The organism is Pigmentiphaga litoralis (assembly GCF_014651835.1).
GTDB classification, from domain to species: Bacteria; Pseudomonadota; Gammaproteobacteria; order Burkholderiales; family Burkholderiaceae_B; genus Pigmentiphaga; species Pigmentiphaga litoralis.
On the sequence record NZ_BMXQ01000002.1, the window covers coordinates 40,940 to 58,438 of the forward strand.

At 64.7% G+C, this 17,499-nt stretch carries 17 protein-coding genes; 12 read left to right on the plus strand and 5 right to left on the minus strand.

All coding sequences use genetic code 11. From position 1 onward, the window contains the following. The first annotated feature begins 79 nt into the window (after positions 1–79). From IE116_RS18705 to IE116_RS18715, 3 genes are all read left to right on the plus strand, one after another. Positions 80–1,303: an FAD-dependent oxidoreductase gene (locus tag IE116_RS18705; protein ID WP_189614796.1), complete on the plus strand. Its 1,224-nt coding sequence runs from the start codon at positions 80–82 to the stop codon at positions 1,301–1,303. Further along, complete coding sequence (locus IE116_RS18710) at positions 1,290–2,228, plus strand: alpha/beta hydrolase (RefSeq protein ID WP_189614797.1); 939 nt, start codon at positions 1,290–1,292, stop codon at positions 2,226–2,228. Before IE116_RS18705 ends, IE116_RS18710 begins: the two co-directional genes overlap by 14 nt. Positions 2,229–2,301: 73 nt before the next feature. Continuing rightward, on the plus strand, positions 2,302–2,955 hold the full coding sequence (locus tag IE116_RS18715; protein WP_189614798.1) for a GntR family transcriptional regulator: 654 nt from the start codon (positions 2,302–2,304) through the stop codon (positions 2,953–2,955). A gap of 144 nt (positions 2,956–3,099) precedes the next feature. On the opposite strand, the gene IE116_RS18720 is transcribed toward IE116_RS18715, so the two are convergent. From IE116_RS18720 to mpl, 3 genes are read right to left on the minus strand one after another with little or no spacing between them, the layout of a single operon-like run. Next, positions 3,100–5,217, minus strand: a complete 2,118-nt coding sequence (locus IE116_RS18720) for a ribonuclease catalytic domain-containing protein (protein WP_189614799.1) — start codon at positions 5,215–5,217, stop codon at positions 3,100–3,102. Between the two features lie 30 nt (positions 5,218–5,247). Continuing rightward, positions 5,248–5,934, minus strand: a complete 687-nt coding sequence (locus tag IE116_RS18725) for a YqiA/YcfP family alpha/beta fold hydrolase (protein ID WP_189614800.1) — start codon at positions 5,932–5,934, stop codon at positions 5,248–5,250. After that, complete coding sequence (mpl, locus tag IE116_RS18730) at positions 5,931–7,481, minus strand: UDP-N-acetylmuramate:L-alanyl-gamma-D-glutamyl-meso-diaminopimelate ligase (protein ID WP_373303087.1); 1,551 nt, start codon at positions 7,479–7,481, stop codon at positions 5,931–5,933. Before mpl ends, IE116_RS18725 begins: the two co-directional genes overlap by 4 nt. 151 nt (positions 7,482–7,632) lie before the next feature. On the opposite strand from mpl, the gene IE116_RS18735 reads away from it, so the two are divergent. From IE116_RS18735 to IE116_RS18775, 9 genes are all read left to right on the plus strand, one after another. Then, positions 7,633–8,250, plus strand: coding sequence for a hypothetical protein (locus IE116_RS18735; RefSeq protein ID WP_189614802.1), 618 nt, complete (start codon positions 7,633–7,635; stop codon positions 8,248–8,250). Further along, on the plus strand, positions 8,247–8,768 hold the full coding sequence (locus tag IE116_RS18740; protein WP_189614803.1) for a TlpA family protein disulfide reductase: 522 nt from the start codon (positions 8,247–8,249) through the stop codon (positions 8,766–8,768). Before IE116_RS18735 ends, IE116_RS18740 begins: the two co-directional genes overlap by 4 nt. Positions 8,769–8,892: 124 nt before the next feature. Continuing rightward, the gene (aroQ, locus tag IE116_RS18745) at positions 8,893–9,327 is read left to right on the plus strand and encodes a type II 3-dehydroquinate dehydratase (RefSeq protein ID WP_189614804.1); all 435 of its coding nucleotides are present in this window, start codon (positions 8,893–8,895) and stop codon (positions 9,325–9,327) included. 25 nt (positions 9,328–9,352) lie between these two features. After that, a complete protein-coding gene (gene accB / locus IE116_RS18750) occupies positions 9,353–9,814 on the plus strand; it encodes an acetyl-CoA carboxylase biotin carboxyl carrier protein (RefSeq protein ID WP_189614805.1) in 462 nt (153 codons plus the stop codon). Between the two features lie 146 nt (positions 9,815–9,960). Further along, positions 9,961–11,310, plus strand: coding sequence for an acetyl-CoA carboxylase biotin carboxylase subunit (accC, locus tag IE116_RS18755; RefSeq protein WP_189614806.1), 1,350 nt, complete (start codon positions 9,961–9,963; stop codon positions 11,308–11,310). Between the two features lie 9 nt (positions 11,311–11,319). Then, entirely contained in the window at positions 11,320–12,222 is a 903-nt protein-coding gene (gene prmA / locus IE116_RS18760) for a 50S ribosomal protein L11 methyltransferase (RefSeq protein WP_189614807.1), read from the plus strand. Positions 12,223–12,230: 8 nt separating this feature from the next. Then, a complete protein-coding gene (locus tag IE116_RS26085) occupies positions 12,231–14,021 on the plus strand; it encodes a zinc-ribbon and DUF3426 domain-containing protein (RefSeq protein WP_189614808.1) in 1,791 nt (596 codons plus the stop codon). Between the two features lie 23 nt (positions 14,022–14,044). After that, positions 14,045–14,995, plus strand: a complete 951-nt coding sequence (locus IE116_RS18770) for a carbohydrate kinase family protein (protein WP_189614809.1) — start codon at positions 14,045–14,047, stop codon at positions 14,993–14,995. Between the two features lie 147 nt (positions 14,996–15,142). Further along, positions 15,143–15,658, plus strand: coding sequence for an outer membrane lipoprotein (locus IE116_RS18775; protein ID WP_189614810.1), 516 nt, complete (start codon positions 15,143–15,145; stop codon positions 15,656–15,658). 162 nt (positions 15,659–15,820) lie between these two features. On the opposite strand, the gene IE116_RS18780 is transcribed toward IE116_RS18775, so the two are convergent. After that, entirely contained in the window at positions 15,821–16,375 is a 555-nt protein-coding gene (locus IE116_RS18780) for a YggT family protein (protein ID WP_189614811.1), read from the minus strand. 272 nt (positions 16,376–16,647) lie between these two features. Then, positions 16,648–17,292 (minus strand): histone H1-like DNA-binding protein, encoded by a 645-nt coding sequence (locus IE116_RS18785; RefSeq protein ID WP_189614812.1) that lies wholly within the window; start codon positions 17,290–17,292, stop codon positions 16,648–16,650. Positions 17,293–17,499 lie beyond the last annotated feature (207 nt).

A 17,499-nucleotide genomic window follows, 5' to 3' on the forward strand; every position in this document is an offset into this window, starting at 1 on the left:
CACGCGGGGGCTCGATCGAACGCTCTCGCCGTCTGGCCTTTCCCCCTGAGCCAATGACAGCCGTAAGGAGATGAGCAGCATGAAGCATGGACAACAACAGCGTGTCCTGATTGTCGGCGCCGGCCCGGTCGGCATGGTGTGCGCGCTGGCCTTGCATCGGCAAGGCATCCCGGTGACGGTGTTCGAGCAGGAAAATGGCCCGGTCCACGACCAACGGGCCGCGTCGTTGCACCCGACCACCCTCGACATGCTGGACGAGCTGGGCGTGACCCAGACGATCGTGCCACGGGGTCTGGTGTCCGAGACCTATCAATATCGAGATCGTGTGAGCGGCGAGTTGATTGCCGAGTTCGACCTGTCGACGATGGCAGACGTCTTCCGATTTCCATATGTGCTGCAGTATGAGCAATACAAGTTGACCCACGACATTGCGCAGACGTATGCCGATCAATCGGACTTCGATGTGCGCTACGGACATCGCCTGCGAACGGTGATCCAGCATGACGGCAGCATTGACATCGAGGTCGACGGGCCCGATGGCGCCGAGCGTCACTCGGGTGCCTACCTGATCGGTGCCGACGGAGGACGCAGCACGGTACGCAAGGCCGCCGGCATTGCCTTCGAAGGGTTCACGTATCAGGAACGTTTCATCAAGATCGCCACCGACTTCGACTTTCAGTCCGGCCATCCGGACTACGCATACCGTAATTATTTTTCCGACCCCGACGAATGGTGCAACCTGTTCAAGGTGCGGGGCGAGGACGGCGCCGGACTGTGGCGGGCCATCTTCCCGACCCGGGCGGACGAGACAGAGATTGAGGCACTGAGTCCCGAGGGCATCGAAGCCCGGCTGCAGAAATTCTTTCCAAAGGCGGGGCGCTACGACGTTGCCTACGTCAACGTCTACAACGTCAGCCAGCGGGTTGCCGAAACCTTCCATCGCGGCCGTATCCTGCTGGTCGGCGACGCCGCGCATGTCAACAATCCGATCGGCGGCATGGGGATGAATGGCGGCATCCACGACGCGATCAATCTTGCGGGCAAGCTGGCCGATGTGCTGCTGCGCGACGTGGACGCCGCACGCCTGGATCAGTACAGCCGCCAGCGCCGCCACGCCGCGGTCTCGTTCGTGCAGGCCCAGACGATCGCCAACAAGAAGCTGCTTGAAGAGAAGGATCCGGCCAGTCGGCAAGTCAAGTTTGACGAACTGCGTCGCACGGCTTCCAATCCGGAGTCCGCCCGGCGCTACATGCGCCGCGCCTCTCTTCTCGAAAGCCTGGAAACCGCCAATGCCATCGACTGATGCTTCGCGCGCAGTGAATCCGCTCGAACCCTTCGGCAGCCTGCCGCCCGACCAGGCGGCCTTGCTCGAATCGATCGGTCCGATCTGGGGCACCGACATCAACGGATTTCGCGACGTGGTCTTCAATGCGTATACGCCCTTGGTGTCGGCCGCGCCGAAGGACGGCATGACGATGCACAGGGACTTGCCTTATGGCCCGAGCGCCAGGCAGGTGCTTGACGTGTTCCAGCCTGAGGGGGCCCACGGCACGGATGTGGTCGTCTTCGTGCATGGCGGCGCCTTCATTCGCGGGGCCAAGAGTTCCAATGGACACATCTACGACAACGTGTGCTGGTGGTTCGCGCGTCAGGGATGCGTGGCTGTGAACATCGAATACCGGCTTGCGGCCGAAGCGCCCTTTCCGGGCGGGACCGAAGACGTTGCGGCGGCGGTTGACTGGGTCGTGGGCAACATTGCCTCGTTCGGGGGGAACCCGCGCCGGGTGTTCCTGATCGGCCATTCCGCGGGCGGCACGCACGTTGCCAGTTACTGCTTCGACCCCAATCATCCGCGCCGCGCGGCGGCAGAAGTCTGCGGGGCGGTCCTGATCAGCGGCCGGCTGCAGGCGGACGCGCTGGCTGGCAATCCCAATGCCAAGGCCGTTCAGGCCTATTTTGGCGAGGACACGTCGACCTATGCGCTGCGTTCGCCCGCCACGCATGCCGCCCATTGGGACCTGCCCGTGATGGTCGTGATCGCGCAATACGAAAATCCCTATCTGGATCTGTACGGTGTCGCCTTCGTGCAGAGCCTGTGCGAGGCGCGTGGCAAGGTGCCTCGATTCCTGCAGATGCGCAAACACAATCACACATCGATCGTGGCGCATTTCGACAGTGGCGAAGAGCTGCTGGGACGCGAGATCCTGGATTTCATGCGCACTGCGTGATCGTGTATCTTTCAGGGTCCACGCTGGCGCCCGGACCTTGGCGCGCGGGCGGTCAGGCTCAATCCAGGTAGTCATGTCCACCATCTCGTCCAAACTTTCCAAACTTCTTGCTGCACAGATCGTCGATGGCACCTACCCTCCGGGCGCGAAACTCGAAGAGCGGGTATTGGCTGAAAAATTTGACGTGTCGCGAACGCCGATCCGCGAAGCGCTGCGAGAGCTGGGAAGCAAGGGGCTGGTGGAAGTGGTGCCGCGTCGCGGCGTGGTGGTCGCCCGCATCGGAGTAGGCGAACTGGCCAAACTGCTGGAAGCGGACTGTGAACTCGAAGCACTGTGTGCGCGCCGCGCAGCCGAGTGCATGACGGCCATGGAGAAAAAAGAGCTCGAATTCATTTTCGAGCAAAGCGCGATCCTGAGCCGGGACGGCGACACCGAGGCGTATCTGGCCAACAACCGGCAGTTCCACAATCTGATTCTTGTCGGCGCGCACAACGATGTGCTGACCGGGATGGTTGCCGACCTGCGTGAGCGGCTTGCCCCGTTTCGCCAGGCGCAGTCGCAAGTGGATGACCGCCTCCAGATCTCGCACGATGACCATGCGGCCATTGTCCAGGCCATTCTTGCCGGAGATTGCGAAGGTGCGTACAACGCGACGCGCAGCCACCATGCACGACTGGGCAACAGCGTGCTGCGGTTGATTCGCAGCCGGCAGGATGTGGCGGCCTGACGGCGAGGCTTGGCGGGGCTTGGCGCCGCGCTGCGTAAGTGGTTGCCAAGAAAAAGGGTGCCTTCGGCACCCTTTTTCATTTCAGCGGCAATGGCATTTGCCACGTGCGCCTGACGCGTTCACCCGTCAGGCGTTTTGACGCAGTCATGCGGCGGGTGGCGACGCCTGCACGCTATCGTCATCCTTCGTCATCTCGCCGTCGGTTGCAGCGTCCCCATCCGCACCGGTCTCCAGCGGCAGATCGTTGGCATCCGGGCCATCGGCCGCTTCGACCTCGGCCGTCTCGGCCACGGCGTCGGGGCTGACGTCGCCGGTGGCCAGTTCGACGTCGGTATCGACGGGCAAGGGCTCTTCTTCGGGTGTTTCGAGCGCCTCAGTCTGGACGACGTCAACGAAGCGGCAGTCGAGTTCCAGGTCGAGTTCGTCGCTGCCCATGATGTCGAGCAGCACGGTCTGGCCGCGTTGCAGGGCAGGCAGGCCGCCGACGCGTGTGAAGAGCGGCACGTCCTTGAGGCGGACGGCGTCTTCGCGCAGCACGACGGCTTCGGCCCGGGTGACGCCTTCCTGCTTGAGCCAGCGCAGGCACCAGAAGCGTTCCATCTGCTGCTGGAAGTCGGAATACGCCGAGTACTTGCCGTCGAAGTTGCTGATGATGGCGAAGAGGTCGGCTTCGCGCGGCTTGAAGGGCGCGACCAGCCGGGCCGACACACCATGCTCGACGGCGGCCAGCAATTGCCCCTGGTTGACCAGGTCGACATAACGGCGCAGTGGCGACGTGCACCACGCATATTGCGGCACACCGATGGAGTCGTGCGGCGCCGCCACGGTGCTCATGCGCACGCGGCCCATCTGCTGCGAGCGGTAGATGCCGGGCACGCCGCAACTTGCGAGCAATCCGCCCCACAAGTTGTTGGCCAGGATCATGTACTCGGCCACCATGCGGTCCAGCGGCGCATTGCGCTTGCGCTGGACGATGCGCACCGTGGCCTGATCGGGCAGGTCGGCGTCGCCGTCCACATAGAAGCTGAAGTCGACGCGATTGTTCAGCTCTGGCCGGCCCCGTACGGCATCGCGCTTGGCCGACAGCTTTTGCGCCAGGTTCCAGAGCGGGCGGAACAGGTCGGCGTAGGGCAGGTCGGATGCGGGGTCGTCCAGCGCGGCTTCGCTCACGGATTCGTCGAGCAGGTTGTGCCGCAGGTTTTCCTTCACGACCACGCGTTCGATGCGCGTTTCGCTGGAAATGACGTCACCCGTGGCGGGGTCAGCCGTCACGTACAAGGACAGCGCCGGCACCGGCTTGCCTGCGTCGAGCGAGAAGGCCGCGATGACTTCGTCCGGCTGCATCGGAATTTTTTCGCCCGGCATGTACACGGTCGACATGCGGCCGCGCGCCAGCAGATCGAGCGGGCTGTCGCGGGTCACGCTCAGGGCCGGCGCGGCAATGTGGATGCCCACGCGCACGTTGCCGTCCGCCAGCGTTTCGACCGACAGCGCATCATCGATCTCGGTCGTGGTGACGTCGTCGATCGAATAGGCTTCGACCGTGGCCAGCGGCAGTTCGGTGGGCACGGGCGGCACGGTGACGGGCGCGAACGCCGTGCCTTTCGGGAAGTGTTCGCCATGGAAGCGGCGCTTGTGGATGGCCAGCGCGCTGGGGAAGGCCCCCAGGTTCAGCAGCAGGCGGTCCGGACGGATCTGGATCTGCGTGCAGGCCATGTCGAAGGCCTTCCACTCTTGCGTGTTCTTGTCGGGCTTGAACAGCAGGATTTCGGCCATGCGCGCCATGGCCTCGGGCAGGGTGCCCGCCTTCATTTCTTCGGCCCAGGCCTGTTGCTGTTCGGCCTGGCGTTTCTTCTTTTCGACAGCGGCCAGCGCGGCGGCCAGAATGTCGGGCGGCGCCGGACGGAACTTGCCTTTGCCGCGGCGGTGAAAGTACACCGGCGCGCTGTGCAGGCGGAACAGCAGCGCGGCCTGCTCGACCGGGCCGGGCTTGTGGCCGAAATACTCTTCGGCCAGGGCCGGGACGTCGAAGTCTTCCTTGGGCGCGCATTCCCACAGGAATTCCAGGTCGAGGTCGCCCGAGGCTGCCTCGGCTTCCTTCACCAGCGCGTCAGGCGACGGCTTCTCGAACCGCAGGATGACTGCGGCCTTCTTGATCTTGCTGCGTTTGCCGGAGGTGGCTTCGACCTGCAGGCTGGCGTCGGTCTCGCTCAGCAGGGTGGCTGCCTTGAAACCGCCGTCATCCTCGTATAAGACATGCATTGCTAACAATCCTGCTGCGCCAACGGCGCGTTATTCGTAAGAGGGGCGTGCGGCGGGCGCATCGACACGGTCCCGGTCGGGGGCCGTTGTCGGCGCTGCGTCGGCATGCGGATGCGGAGCATCGGCGAAGGCCAGCACTTCGGGCAGCCAGGTCGCGAAATCGGCGATGCCATGGTCGCTGCCTTCAATGATGCGCTGGCGCGCGCCAGCGTAAAAATCGCGCATCTCGGTCCAGTCGAGCACTTCGTCGCCCGTCGCAGCCAACAGAAAGTACCGGTCGGGGTCGGTGATGCGCGGAACTTCCATCGCCTTCAGTTCGTCGACGTGAGCCGGCGTGAACACGAAGGGCTGGTTGTCATGGTACGAGGTGTGTTCGCCCACTTGCGTGGCCAGGTCCCGGGCCGCATGGACCGCCGGATTGAGCAGCACGGCGCGGCAACCCAGGCGTTCGGCCAGCCAGGTCGCATAGTAGCCGCCCAATGACGAGCCGATGATCGTCAGGCCGTGCCGCGCACGGTCGGGCGACTGCCGCACGCCGGCGCGCCGCTGCAGGTCGGCAGCCAGCGATTCCGCCAGCTCGACGGCCAGGCGGGGGCTGGCGGGCAGGGCGGGGCAGGCCCATTCGTCGCTGCGGCACTGCGCCGCCATGACCTGGGCCAGCAGCCGCGCCTTGAAGGATTCGGGCGATGAACGGAACCCGTGCAGATACAGGATCATGACCGCGCGCCTCGGGTGGAAGACGCCGCCGCGCTGCCGGACTCGGCCACGCCGGTAGCGCCTTGTACAGACCTGTCATCGAACCGCGCCGACAGCGCCGTCAGCAGCTTGTCATGCACGCCGCCAAAACCGCCGTTGCTCATGACCAGCACATGATCCCCCGGCGCGGCGTTGGCGGTGACCGCGTCAACCAGCGCCTGCAGGTCGCTGAAGACCTGCGCCTTCTTGCCGAGCGGCGCCAGGGCGTCGGCGGCCGACCAGCCGAGGGCCTGCTTGCCGTCCGTTGCCCCATAGCAGAAGACCTGGTCGGCCTGATGCAGCGATGCCGGCAACTGCGCCTTCATGGCGCCCAGCTTCATGGTGTTGGAACGCGGTTCCAGCACGGCAAGAATGCGCCCCGCCGGCATCCGGCGCCGCAATCCCGCCACGGTGGTCTCGATGGCGGTCGGGTGATGCGCAAAGTCGTCGTACACACGAATGTCGGCGACTGTCCCGCGCAATTCCATGCGCCGTTTGACGCCCGCAAAGCGACTGAGGGCCGCGGTCGCCTCGGCGGGCGGCACCCCGACATGGTCGGCAGCGGCAATGGCGGCCAGCGCATTCATCCGGTTGTGTGCGCCGCTCAACGCCCAGTGCACGGTGCCGACCGACGATCCGCGCAACGCCACTTCGAACGCGCCGTCATCGTGCTCCGCGCCTGCCTGCCAGTTGCCCTCGGCGCCGAAGGTGACCCTGTCGGACCAGCAACCGCGGGCCAGCACCCGATCAATGGCGGGCGTTTGGGTGGGCGCGATGATCCGGCCCGAGGCGGGCACGGTGCGGACCAGATGATGGAATTGGGTCTCGATCGCCGCCAGATCCGGGAAGATATCGGCGTGGTCGTATTCCAGGTTGTTCAGCACGACGGTGCGCGCACGGTAATGCACGAACTTTGACCGCTTGTCGAAAAAGGCGGTGTCGTATTCATCGGCTTCGATCGCAAAGACATTGCGGCCGGCAGCACCGGGCGCGGGCGTCGTGCCCAGCCGCGCCGACATGCCGAAATCCTGCGGCACGCCGCCCACGAGGAACGACGGCGCCAGCCCGGCCTGGTCAAGGATCCACGCCAGCATGGCGGTCGTGGTCGTCTTGCCATGCGTGCCTGCAACGGCCAGCACATGGCGGCCGGCCAGCACATGGTCGCCCAGCCATTGCGGGCCGGACGTATAGGGCAGGCCTGCGTCAAGAATGGCTTCCATCAGCGGATTGCCGCGGGTGACCACGTTGCCGACCACGAACAGGTCAGGCCGCAGCGCGATCTGATCGGCGCCGAAGCCTTCGATCAGGTCGATGCCTTGCTCGGTGAGCTGGGTGCTCATGGGCGGGTAGACGCCTGCATCGCAACCGGTCACCCGGTGGCCGGCTGCCCGGGCGATCAGCGCCAGGCCGCCCATGAAGGTGCCGCAGATGCCAAGGATGTGTAGGTGCATGTCCGGAAGTTTGCGCGGATCGGCGCGGATCAGGTTAGGGAGGGGGATTGTAGAGCGTCTTGCGCCGCGAGCCCGCATCCGGGCAGGGCAAAACTGTCCATGCACGGCCGTTGCAGGGCGGCAGCCCAGGGGATCGGCAGGAGGGTAACAAGGCGCAAGACGTTCCGGCGGCGGCATGTTGGCGTGTCGCTCAGGAAGTATCATGAGAAGTCGCATTCTTGGAGCAGTCATGACGCTACCCTTTTTGCGCCAGGAAATTGCCGCGGCGGCGGCCCGGATGATCGCCGAAGACGGGCTGGATTACAGCACCGCCAAACGCAAGGCGATCAAGCAGCTGGTGGGCGCGGGCACCCTTCCGCGCCGTGACCTCCTGCCCGACAACGACGAGATCGAAACCGAGGTCCGCGAGTATCAGGCCCTGTACATGGGCGATACGCAGCCGATGCGGCTGGCGCGCCTGCGTCAGGTGGCGCTGTCGGTCATGGAACGGCTTGCTGTCTTTCGTCCTTATCTGGTGGGCCCGGTGTGGACCGGCACGGCGGGCGAGCATTCCGATATCTATCTGCAGTGTTTCGTCGACTCTTCCAAAGAAGTCGAGATCTACCTGATCAATCACGGCATCCAGTACGAAGTGGGCGAGCGTCCCGACTTTCGGGGAGGCCGCAAGATGGTCGAAGCGCTGTATTTCATGTGGCAGAACGAAGGCGTTGTGCTCAGCATCTACGACAGCCACGCGCTGCGCGGGGCCTTGCGCACCGGCGCCGATGGTCGTCCTGAACGGGCCAATGCCAAGGCGCTGGAGCGGCTCCTCAATGAGACCGCCACGCCTTCTGGAGACGAAGAATGAATCGCCGACGTGCGTTGACCTATGCCGGTGTCGGCGCCATCGCTGCCGTTGCAGGGGGCGCGCTGGCCTGGCAACGTTTTGCGCCGGGCGTCGCAAGCGACAGGGCCGTCAATATCCTTTTCGCCCAGCGGCTTGCCGCGCTGGACGGGACCGAGCAGGCGCTGTCCCAATGGCAGGGCCGCCCGTTGGTCGTCAATTTCTGGGCAACGTGGTGCGCGCCGTGCGTCGACGAGATGCCGGAGCTGGACGCGCTGCAAGCCGAATTGAAGGACACCGCGCAATTCATCGGTATCGGCATCGATTCGGCTGTGAACATGAAGCGATTCGTTGAAAAGGTCGCTGTCCGGTATCCCTTGCTGGTCGCCGGCAATGTCGGCACCGAATTGGCCCGGGAGCTCGGCAATACGAGCGGGGGACTGCCTTTTACCGTCGTGATCGACGAAAAAGGAGCGCTTATCCACCAATACGCCGGCCGCATCCATATGGATACGCTGCGCGCGGTGGTACGCGGTGCATGACGCGGGGCCGCACGACGTTTCTGACCGCCGTGAACAAGATAAATCCGCGTTTTGGTTACACTTGATGGACAATGTAGGGTGATTCGCGTAAAAATCGCGCCCTTCTGACTTGCTTACAGGCACCATGGCCACACGCATCCTCGTCTTGCACGGCCCGAACCTGAATCTGCTCGGTACCCGTGAACCCGGTATTTACGGATCGACGACGATGGCCGATATCGATGCCCGGCTGGCTGCGCTTGCGCAGGCCGGCGGCGCCGTGACCGCCTCTTATCAGAGCAATCATGAAGGCGCGCTGATCGATCGCATACAGGCCGCTCGGGATGACGGGACGGATTTCATCGTCATCAACCCTGCGGCGTTTACGCATACCAGTGTCGGTATCCGGGATGCCTTGGCAGCCGTGGGCCTCCCGTTCATCGAGGTCCACCTGTCGAACGTCCACAAGCGGGAAGCGTTCAGGCACCACTCCTATTTTTCCGATCTGGCCGTGGGTGTGATTGCCGGGCTGGGTGCAGATGGCTACGAAGCGGCAGTGCGCTACGCGCTGACGCACTAAAAAGAATTTTGTTAGGGAACCATCCATGGATCTCCGAAAGCTGAAAACCTTGATCGACCTCGTTGCCGAGTCCGGTATTGCCGAACTGGAAATCACCGAGGGCGAGGGCAAGGTCCGTATCGTCAAGTTTGCGCAGGGTGGGCAGGTTGGCGTGATGTCCGGCGTGCAGCCTTACCCCGTCGCGCCGCAGGCCGCTCCCCCGGCCGCCGCACCGGCTGCCGAAGCGGCGCCCGTGCCCCCGCCGGTGCCGCAAGGCCACGCCGTGAAGTCCCCCATGGTGGGCACGTTCTACCGCGCGCCCAACCCGGGTTCGCCGGTGTTCGTCGAAGTCGGCCAGACCGTCAAGGAAGGCGACCCGCTGTGCATCATCGAGGCGATGAAGCTTTTGAACGAGATCGAAGCCGACAAGTCCGGCGTGATCAAGGAAATCCTGGTTGAAAACGGCCAGCCGGTCGAATACGGCCAACCCCTGTTCATCATCGGCTGATTCCGGTCAGCCTCCCGCGCCGCATGACGCCTGGGGCGATGCGGCGCCGCAATTACGTATTTGTCGGGGCGCACGCGCCCGCGTGGCGCTGGTCGCCAGGACGCGGCCAGGCCGGCGCCCCGACGTTTTCAGGACATCCGTTCATCATGTTTGAGAAGATCCTGATCGCCAATCGCGGGGAAATCGCCCTGCGTATCCAGCGCGCGTGCCGCGAGCTGGGCATCAAGACGGTGGTCGTCCATTCCGAGGCTGATCGCGAGGCCAAGTACGTGAAGCTGGCCGACGAGTCGGTCTGCATCGGCCCCGCGCCGTCGCGGGAAAGCTATCTGAACATGCCCGCGATCATTTCCGCGGCCGAAGTCACCGACGCGGAAGCGATCCACCCGGGTTACGGGTTCCTTTCCGAAAACGCCGACTTCGCGGAACGCGTCGAGAAAAGCGGCTTCGTGTTCATTGGTCCGAAGCCCGAAACGATCCGCCTGATGGGCGACAAGGTCAGCGCCAAGCAGGCCATGATTGCCGCCGGCGTGCCCGTGGTGCCCGGATCCGAAGGCGCATTGCCCGAAGACCCCAAGGAAATCATCCAGATCGCCCGCAAGGTCGGCTATCCCGTCATCATCAAGGCGGCGGGTGGCGGTGGCGGACGCGGGATGCGCGTGGTGCACACCGAGGCGGCCTTGTTGAACGCCGTGACGATGACCCGCTCGGAAGCGGGCGCCGCGTTCAACAACCCCGAGGTCTACATGGAGAAGTTCCTCGAGAACCCCCGCCATGTGGAAATCCAGGTGTTGTCCGACGGTCAGCGGGGCGCCGTGTGGTTGGGCGAGCGCGACTGCTCGATGCAGCGCCGTCACCAGAAGATCATTGAAGAAGCGCCGGCGCCGCACATTCCGCGCCGCCTGATCGACCGTATCGGCGATCGCTGCGCCGACGCCTGCCGCAAGATGGGGTACCGCGGCGCGGGCACGTTCGAATTCCTGTACGAAAACAACGAGTTCTATTTCATTGAAATGAACACGCGGATCCAGGTGGAGCATCCGGTCACGGAAGCCATTACCGGGGTCGACCTCGTCCAGCAACAGATCTTCATCGCCAGCGGCGAAAAGCTGCGCCTGCGTCAGCGCGACATCGTCTTCCGTGGCCATGCCATCGAATGCCGGATCAACGCCGAAGATGCGTTCCGTTTCACGCCCAGCCCAGGTCGCATCCTGAACTGGCACGTGCCGGGCGGCCCGGGCATCCGTGTCGACTCGCATGTGTATGCGGGCTACTTCGTGCCGCCGAACTACGATTCGATGATTGCCAAGGTCATTGCCTATGGCGACACGCGCGAGCAGGCACTTGCTCGCATGCGCATCGCGCTGTCCGAAATGGCGGTCGAAGGCATTTCCACCAACATCGCGCTGCACCGCGAACTGCTCCAGGATGCCCGCTTCATCGAAGGCGGCACCAACATCCATTACCTGGAACACCGTCTGTCGCAGCGTCCGGAATAAGATCGCCTCATGCGTGAACTCGTCTTCGATTGTCCCGAGCAGCTGGCGGAAGCCCTGTCCGACGCGCTGCTCGACGCGGGCATCCTGTCGGTGTCCGTCGAAGACGCCGACTTCGGCACCGAGGCCGAGCAGCCTTTGTTCGGCGAGCCTGGCCTCGAACCCACGACCCAGGCATGGAGCCGCAACCGTGTCGTCGCGCTGTTGCCCGACGGCGAGGACCCGGCGCTGATGCTGGCGTCGGCCTGCGCCGCCACGGGCATTGCCGACGTGCCCGAGTGGTCGCTGCGTGACGTGCCCGACGCCGATTGGGTGCGCCTGACGCAGTCGCAGTTCGACCCCATTTCGGTCGATGACAAGATCTGGATCGTGCCTTCGTGGCACGAGGTGCCGGAGCTGGGCGACGCGATCTCGATTCGGCTGGACCCGGGCCTGGCCTTTGGCACTGGCAGCCATCCCACGACACATCTGTGCCTGTCGTGGCTGGCGCGTCATCTGCAGGCCGGCCAGCGTGTGCTCGATTACGGCTGCGGTTCCGGGATCCTGGCGATTGCCGCCCGCAAGCTGGGCGCGGGCGACACGGTAGGCATCGACATCGACCCGCAAGCGGTGCAATCCGCGCAAGACAATGCGTCGGCCAACGACGTCGTGATCGAAGCCGGTCTGCCCGACATGTTGCCGGGTTGGCATGCCGATGTCGTTGTCGCGAACATCCTGTCCAACCCGCTGAAAGTGCTGGCGCCGATGCTTTGCGAACGCGTTGTCGACGGGGGCCATCTTGTCCTGTCGGGCGTGCTGGAACGCCAGGCCGATGAAGTCGCGGCGTTCTATGCACCTTGGATCCAGCTCAGCGTCTGGCGTTCGCTCGATGGCTGGGTCTGCCTGCACGGGCAGCGCACCCGCGCGGCCGGCTGAGCCCGACCATGGCGCTGGCAACCCGCTGTCCCAAGTGCGGCACCGCCTTCCGGGTGGTCCGCGACCAGATCAAGCTGCGTGAAGGCTGGGTGCGCTGCGGCGTGTGTTCCACGCCCTTCGACAGCCATGCGTCGCTGATCGAGATCGACATGCCGGCAGCGGCTGCGCCCGCAGAGCCGCCCGTCGCGGCGCAGGCGCCTGTTGCCGAACCGCACTCGGCCCAGCCAGCGCCGCCCGCACCGGACCCGATCGAAGACCATCCGGCCGTGCTGCGCACGCGGGTGCCTCGCCCGGCGGGTCCTGCCGACGGGAACGCGCCTGCGCCGCCCGCGCCGCCCGCGCCGGGATTTCCTGGCGCCGGTATCGAGTTGCCGCGCGATGACGAGGCCCGCTTCGGTCCGGTGCCCGACCTGTATCCCGCCCTGGATGCGGCGCGGCGGGCCGGGCTGGGGGTGCAACCGCGGTCTGCCGCGCCCGCGTTCGTGCCGGCTTCGCCGGTGTCTGTGCCGGGTCCGGCAGCGCCTCTTGCACGATCGGCACCCCCTGCGCCGGTTTCATCACCGGCACCGGTTGCACCCGTTCCACCAGCACCGCCTGCCGCACCGGTTCCACCACGCGCACCTGCTGCACCCGTTTCACCTCCACCCCCCGCAGCGCCATCCCCCGCTGCGCCGGCCCCGTTCGTTCCGACCCCGACCTTCCGCGCCGATACCGAAGCGGCATCCGCCGCGCATTTGCGTGCCGCGCTCGGACAGGGCGGCGCCGCGGCGTCGGGCCGTACCGAACCGTCGGTCTGGGCGGGCGAGTCGGGTGCAAGTGCACACACCGGGTTGCGGGGAAGCGAACCCTCGCTGCGCGCCAACGAGCCGACCTTCGATCCGCAGATCGCATCGCTTCGGGCCAATGAGCCCTTGTTCGAGCCTCGTACGACGTCGCCGCGCGCGGGCGATCCGGTCTCCCGTCAGGTGGAACCCACGTTCGGCCCCATCGTGTCCCCAACGGCCGATGCTGCGGCCTCATCGTCGCCGGCCATGCCGGTCGAGCCACGACTGCGCGCGACCGAGCCGACGTTCAGCATGCCACCGTTGCCCCGTGACGATCGGGAACCGCATTTCGTCGTCAACGACACCGCCGATGACACCGCCGATGACGACGCGGACGACACGACCCCGGCCCTTGCCCCCGAAGCAGCCAGCCCGTCGTCGCCCGGCTTCATGGCGACGGCTGACGACGACGAACCGTCACGCTGGCGGTGGGTCTGGCTCGTTCTGGCGGTGCTGGCGGTCGTGGCGCTGCTTGGTCAATCGATCTGGATCTATCGCACGGAACTGGCCACCTGGTTCCCGTCGATGCGGCCTGCGCTGGAAAAGGCCTGCGTGCAGCTTGACTGCACGGTCGGCTATCCGCGGGATCCCCGGCAACTGACGATCGAGTCGTCGGCACTGGAAACCTGGGCGCCCGAAGCGGCAAATGCCGGAGCCGCCGCAGGCACGTCCGACACCAGTACGATCGGTCCTTCCGCCACATCGTCGGCCACACCTGGCGTGCGTCACCTTGCACTGCGTGTCACGCTGCGCAATCGCGCCAAGCATCCGCAGGCCTGGCCCGCACTTGAACTGTCGTTGACCGATTTTTCGGACACGGTCGTGGCACGGCGCGTGTTGCTGCCGTCCACCTATCTGCCGCCGCAGCAATTGGCCGACCCGATTCCCGCGGGGCAAGAGCGTTCGCTGCGCATCCCGATCGACACCACGGAAGCCCGGGCCAGCGGCTATCGTGTTGCCGCCTTCTTTCCTTGAATTCCCCCAGGTCCTTATCCTCCATGCACAGCCTCCAGACACCCCCGGTCATCATTTGCGGCTCGGTGGCTTTCGACACCATCATGGTTTTCGAAGGCAAGTTCCAGGACCACATCCTGCCTGACCAGGTGCATGCGCTGAGCGTGTCCTTCCTGGTGCCATCGATGCGCAAGGAATACGGTGGTTGCGCCGGCAACATTGCCTACAACATGCGCCTTCTCGGTGGCCAGCCGGTGCCGGTGGCCACGGTGGGCCAGGACGCGGGCGACTACCTGGCGCGCATGCAGGAACAAGGTACGGACACCTCGTTCGTGAAGGTGATCCCCGATACCTTCACCGCCCAGTGTTTCATCACGACCGACCTGTCCGACAACCAGATCACGGCCTTCCATCCGGGCGCGATGGGCGATTCAGCCAGCAACGATCTGTCGGCGGCGCAGGGCGTGTGGGGCATCGTGGCGCCCGACGCCAAAGACGGCATGTTCGCGCATGCGCGCCGTCTGCACGCGCGCGGCATTCCCTTCATTTTCGACCTGGGTCAGGCGATGCCGCTGTTCAGCGGCGCCGACATCGAAGACATGTTGACGATGGCGCAGGTGATTACCTTGAATGACTACGAAGCCACGGTGGTCGAGCAGCGCACCGGCCGTTCCATGGCCGATATCGCGAAGACCTTGCAGGCCGCGATCATCACGCGGGGTGAGAAGGGCTCGACCCTGCTGGCCGATGGCGTCGAAACGCATATTCCGGCTGTGAAGGCAACGGCAGTGGTGGACCCGACCGGTTGCGGCGACGCCTACCGCGCCGGCCTGCTGTATGGCCTGACGCTGGGGTGGGGCTGGGCCGATTGCTGCCGGATCGCCAGCCTGATGGGATCGCTCAAGATTGCTGAACGCGGCGCGCAAAACCACACCGCCACGCGCGAGCAGATTTCGTCCCTGCTGCAGCAGCACTATGGGCTTACGCTGCCCTGAGTTGTTATCGTTTGACACACCTTTCGGGTGGCGGCTGGCTGGACGGTGGCAGTTTGGCCGAACCTTGCAGGTATAACTACGTCAAACAGTCATGATTCGGACTTTGCCGGCGGCTCGATCGCCGGTCACCTGCAGGGAAAAACGACTATGCAAGCCCAACCTGGTTCCCCTATCCATAAAGCGCCCCGCGCCCGCCTGACGGTGATGGCAGCTGCGCTGACCCTCGTCGCCTCGCTGGCAGGATGCGCAGCGGGCGGTGGGACGAGTGCCAGCAATTCCGGTGCGGTGTATGACCGCAACTCCACCCAGCGCGAGCAGGTCGTCCGTTACGGCACGATTGAAGGCGTGCGGCCGGTCACGATCGACCGTGGCCAGAGCGGCGTGGGTACCGCGGGCGGCGCCATTGTCGGTGGCGTTGCCGGCAGTTCCATCGGCGGCGGTCGTGGCTCGATCATCACCAGCGTGCTCGGCGCAATCGCCGGCGGCCTGGCAGGTCAGGCCATTGAAGGCGGCGTGCAGAAGAAGCAAGGTCTTGAACTGACCGTGCGCTTTGAAAACGGCGAGATCCGTTCGATCGTGCAGGAAGCCGACGAACAGTTCTACGTGGGTGACCGCGTGCGCGTGCTGAGCGGCAGCGGCGCATCGCGTGTGACGCACCGCTGATCGACGCACGGGCAACTGGTCCGATGTTGATCGGCATGCATTGATCGACATGCTCTGATCACCGCGCAGCCGCCTTGAGCGCAACGCGACAATAAAAAAGGGAGACCCTGCGGTCTCCCTTTTTTGCGTCGACCGCGGGCGTCTGGCATGCCCACGGGCGTCTTACATGCCTACAAATGGCAAGCCGATCCGCGCGATCACCATCAGTGCGACCTGCGTCAGGATGAACAGCACGATGGGCGCAAGGTCCAGCCCACCCAGCGATGGCATGATGCGGCGGATGGGAGCCAGCAGCGGATCCGTCAGTGCGACCAGCACCGGCATGGCAGGCGCGCTTGGGTTCACCCACGACATGATCACCATCAACAGCGTGATCCACATCACCAGGTTGACGGCCCACTTCAAGACCATCACGACTGCGATCCACAAGGCCTCGGGGAAGAAGTCCAGCGGACTGATGCCCGAGACGGCCACGGTGGCGAACAGGAAGACGACCGCGCACAACCAGGCGGCAAACACGCAAGCCCAGTCGATACCGCCGCGGCTGCCCAGCACACGGCGCAGCGGGATCACCAGCCAATCAGTGACCTTGAATACGGTTTGCGACACGGTATTGAACGGCGGCATGCGCACCAGCTGCAACCAGACACGAAGCAGCAGCACGGCGCCGAACAGCGTAAAGAGGATATTCAGGATAAAGCGGGCAATATCGCCCATGACAGTGGCTCCGGTAAACCCGCCGGAAATGGCGGACCATCAACAGAGCGTCGATTGTCGCACGGAGTCGCAGCGCTTCGCATGGGACTGGTCAGCAAAATGTCAGGTTCGCGCTTGCAGAAAACGGCCGCGCAAATCGGTCACGCTTCCGATACGCCGTCGATACACCGCCGCCCTGATGCCCACGCCGCCACAGGCAATAAAAAACCCCACCCGGCGGACTGCCCGGGTGGGGCTCGCATCGACGCGCCATGGGCGCGCCGATCATTCGTTCACGGACGGCTGCCCGTTGGGAATGGCCAAGCGGCGGCTGCCGGATTGGCTGCGGTCTTTGCTGCGGGCGCGTCGGCTGCGGGCGCCGCTGCGACTTTCTTTGCGGCCGGTTTCTTGGCTGCAGGCTTCTTTGCAGGCGCCTTCGTGGCCGCCGGCTTCACAGGTGCCTTGGTGGCAGCTGCTTTCTTCGCCGGAGCCTTTTTAGCGGCTGGCGTCTTCTTTACTGCGGCTTGCTTCGCGGGGGCCTTGGCAGGCGCTTTCTTGGCCGCGACCTTCTTTACTGCTGCCTTCTTGGCCGGGGCTTTCTTTGCGGGTGCCTTGGTGGCTGCCGTTTTCTTTACGGCGGCTTTCTTGGCAGGCGCTTTTTTGGCCGGGGCCTTCTTTGCTGCGACTTTCTTTACAGCGGCTTTCTTGGCGGGCGCTTTTTTCGCCGGTGCCTTGGTCGCTGCTGTTTTCTTCACTGCGGCTTTCTTTGCCGGAGCTTTGGTCGCTGCACTCTTGGTAGCTGCAGTTTTCTTCACAGCGGCTTTTTTGGCCGGTGCCTTCGTCGCGGCGGCTTTCTTGACCGCTACTTTCTTCGCCGGCGCCTTGGTGGCTGCCGGTTTTTTTGCGGCCGTTTTCGCGGCCTTCTTGGCTGTCGCCATGGTCTGCTCCTTTACGAGACGTTCAGGGACCCAGAACACAAACCCGCTCGGACCATCCTGACGGGCTATTCATCGGCGCAAGCCCCGCTGCTGGACACGATCTCCAGTCAGCGCCACAGTTTGCGCTAATGAATCAGGCACACAGCCATTCGACATAACCCGCATCCGGTGCGGCCGATGTCGAATGGCCTGGCAGACGGTCTGTTT

Coding starts and splice junctions, on each gene's coding strand:
- aroQ (WP_189614804.1), top strand. CDS start 8,893: ATGGCCACACGCATCCTCGTCTTGCACGGCCCGAACCTGAATCTGCTC.
- IE116_RS18770 (WP_189614809.1), top strand. CDS start 14,045: ATGCACAGCCTCCAGACACCCCCGGTCATCATTTGCGGCTCGGTGGCT.
- IE116_RS18740 (WP_189614803.1), top strand. CDS start 8,247: ATGAATCGCCGACGTGCGTTGACCTATGCCGGTGTCGGCGCCATCGCT.
- IE116_RS18715 (WP_189614798.1), top strand. CDS start 2,302: ATGTCCACCATCTCGTCCAAACTTTCCAAACTTCTTGCTGCACAGATC.
- IE116_RS18720 (WP_189614799.1), bottom strand. CDS start 5,217: ATGCATGTCTTATACGAGGATGACGGCGGTTTCAAGGCAGCCACCCTG.
- prmA (WP_189614807.1), top strand. CDS start 11,320: ATGCGTGAACTCGTCTTCGATTGTCCCGAGCAGCTGGCGGAAGCCCTG.
- IE116_RS26085 (WP_189614808.1), top strand. CDS start 12,231: ATGGCGCTGGCAACCCGCTGTCCCAAGTGCGGCACCGCCTTCCGGGTG.
- IE116_RS18775 (WP_189614810.1), top strand. CDS start 15,143: ATGCAAGCCCAACCTGGTTCCCCTATCCATAAAGCGCCCCGCGCCCGC.
- IE116_RS18735 (WP_189614802.1), top strand. CDS start 7,633: ATGACGCTACCCTTTTTGCGCCAGGAAATTGCCGCGGCGGCGGCCCGG.
- IE116_RS18725 (WP_189614800.1), bottom strand. CDS start 5,934: ATGATCCTGTATCTGCACGGGTTCCGTTCATCGCCCGAATCCTTCAAG.
- accC (WP_189614806.1), top strand. CDS start 9,961: ATGTTTGAGAAGATCCTGATCGCCAATCGCGGGGAAATCGCCCTGCGT.
- mpl (WP_373303087.1), bottom strand. CDS start 7,481: ATGCGGGCTCGCGGCGCAAGACGCTCTACAATCCCCCTCCCTAACCTG.
- IE116_RS18780 (WP_189614811.1), bottom strand. CDS start 16,375: ATGGGCGATATTGCCCGCTTTATCCTGAATATCCTCTTTACGCTGTTC.
- accB (WP_189614805.1), top strand. CDS start 9,353: ATGGATCTCCGAAAGCTGAAAACCTTGATCGACCTCGTTGCCGAGTCC.
- IE116_RS18705 (WP_189614796.1), top strand. CDS start 80: ATGAAGCATGGACAACAACAGCGTGTCCTGATTGTCGGCGCCGGCCCG.
- IE116_RS18710 (WP_189614797.1), top strand. CDS start 1,290: ATGCCATCGACTGATGCTTCGCGCGCAGTGAATCCGCTCGAACCCTTC.
- IE116_RS18785 (WP_189614812.1), bottom strand. CDS start 17,292: ATGGCGACAGCCAAGAAGGCCGCGAAAACGGCCGCAAAAAAACCGGCA.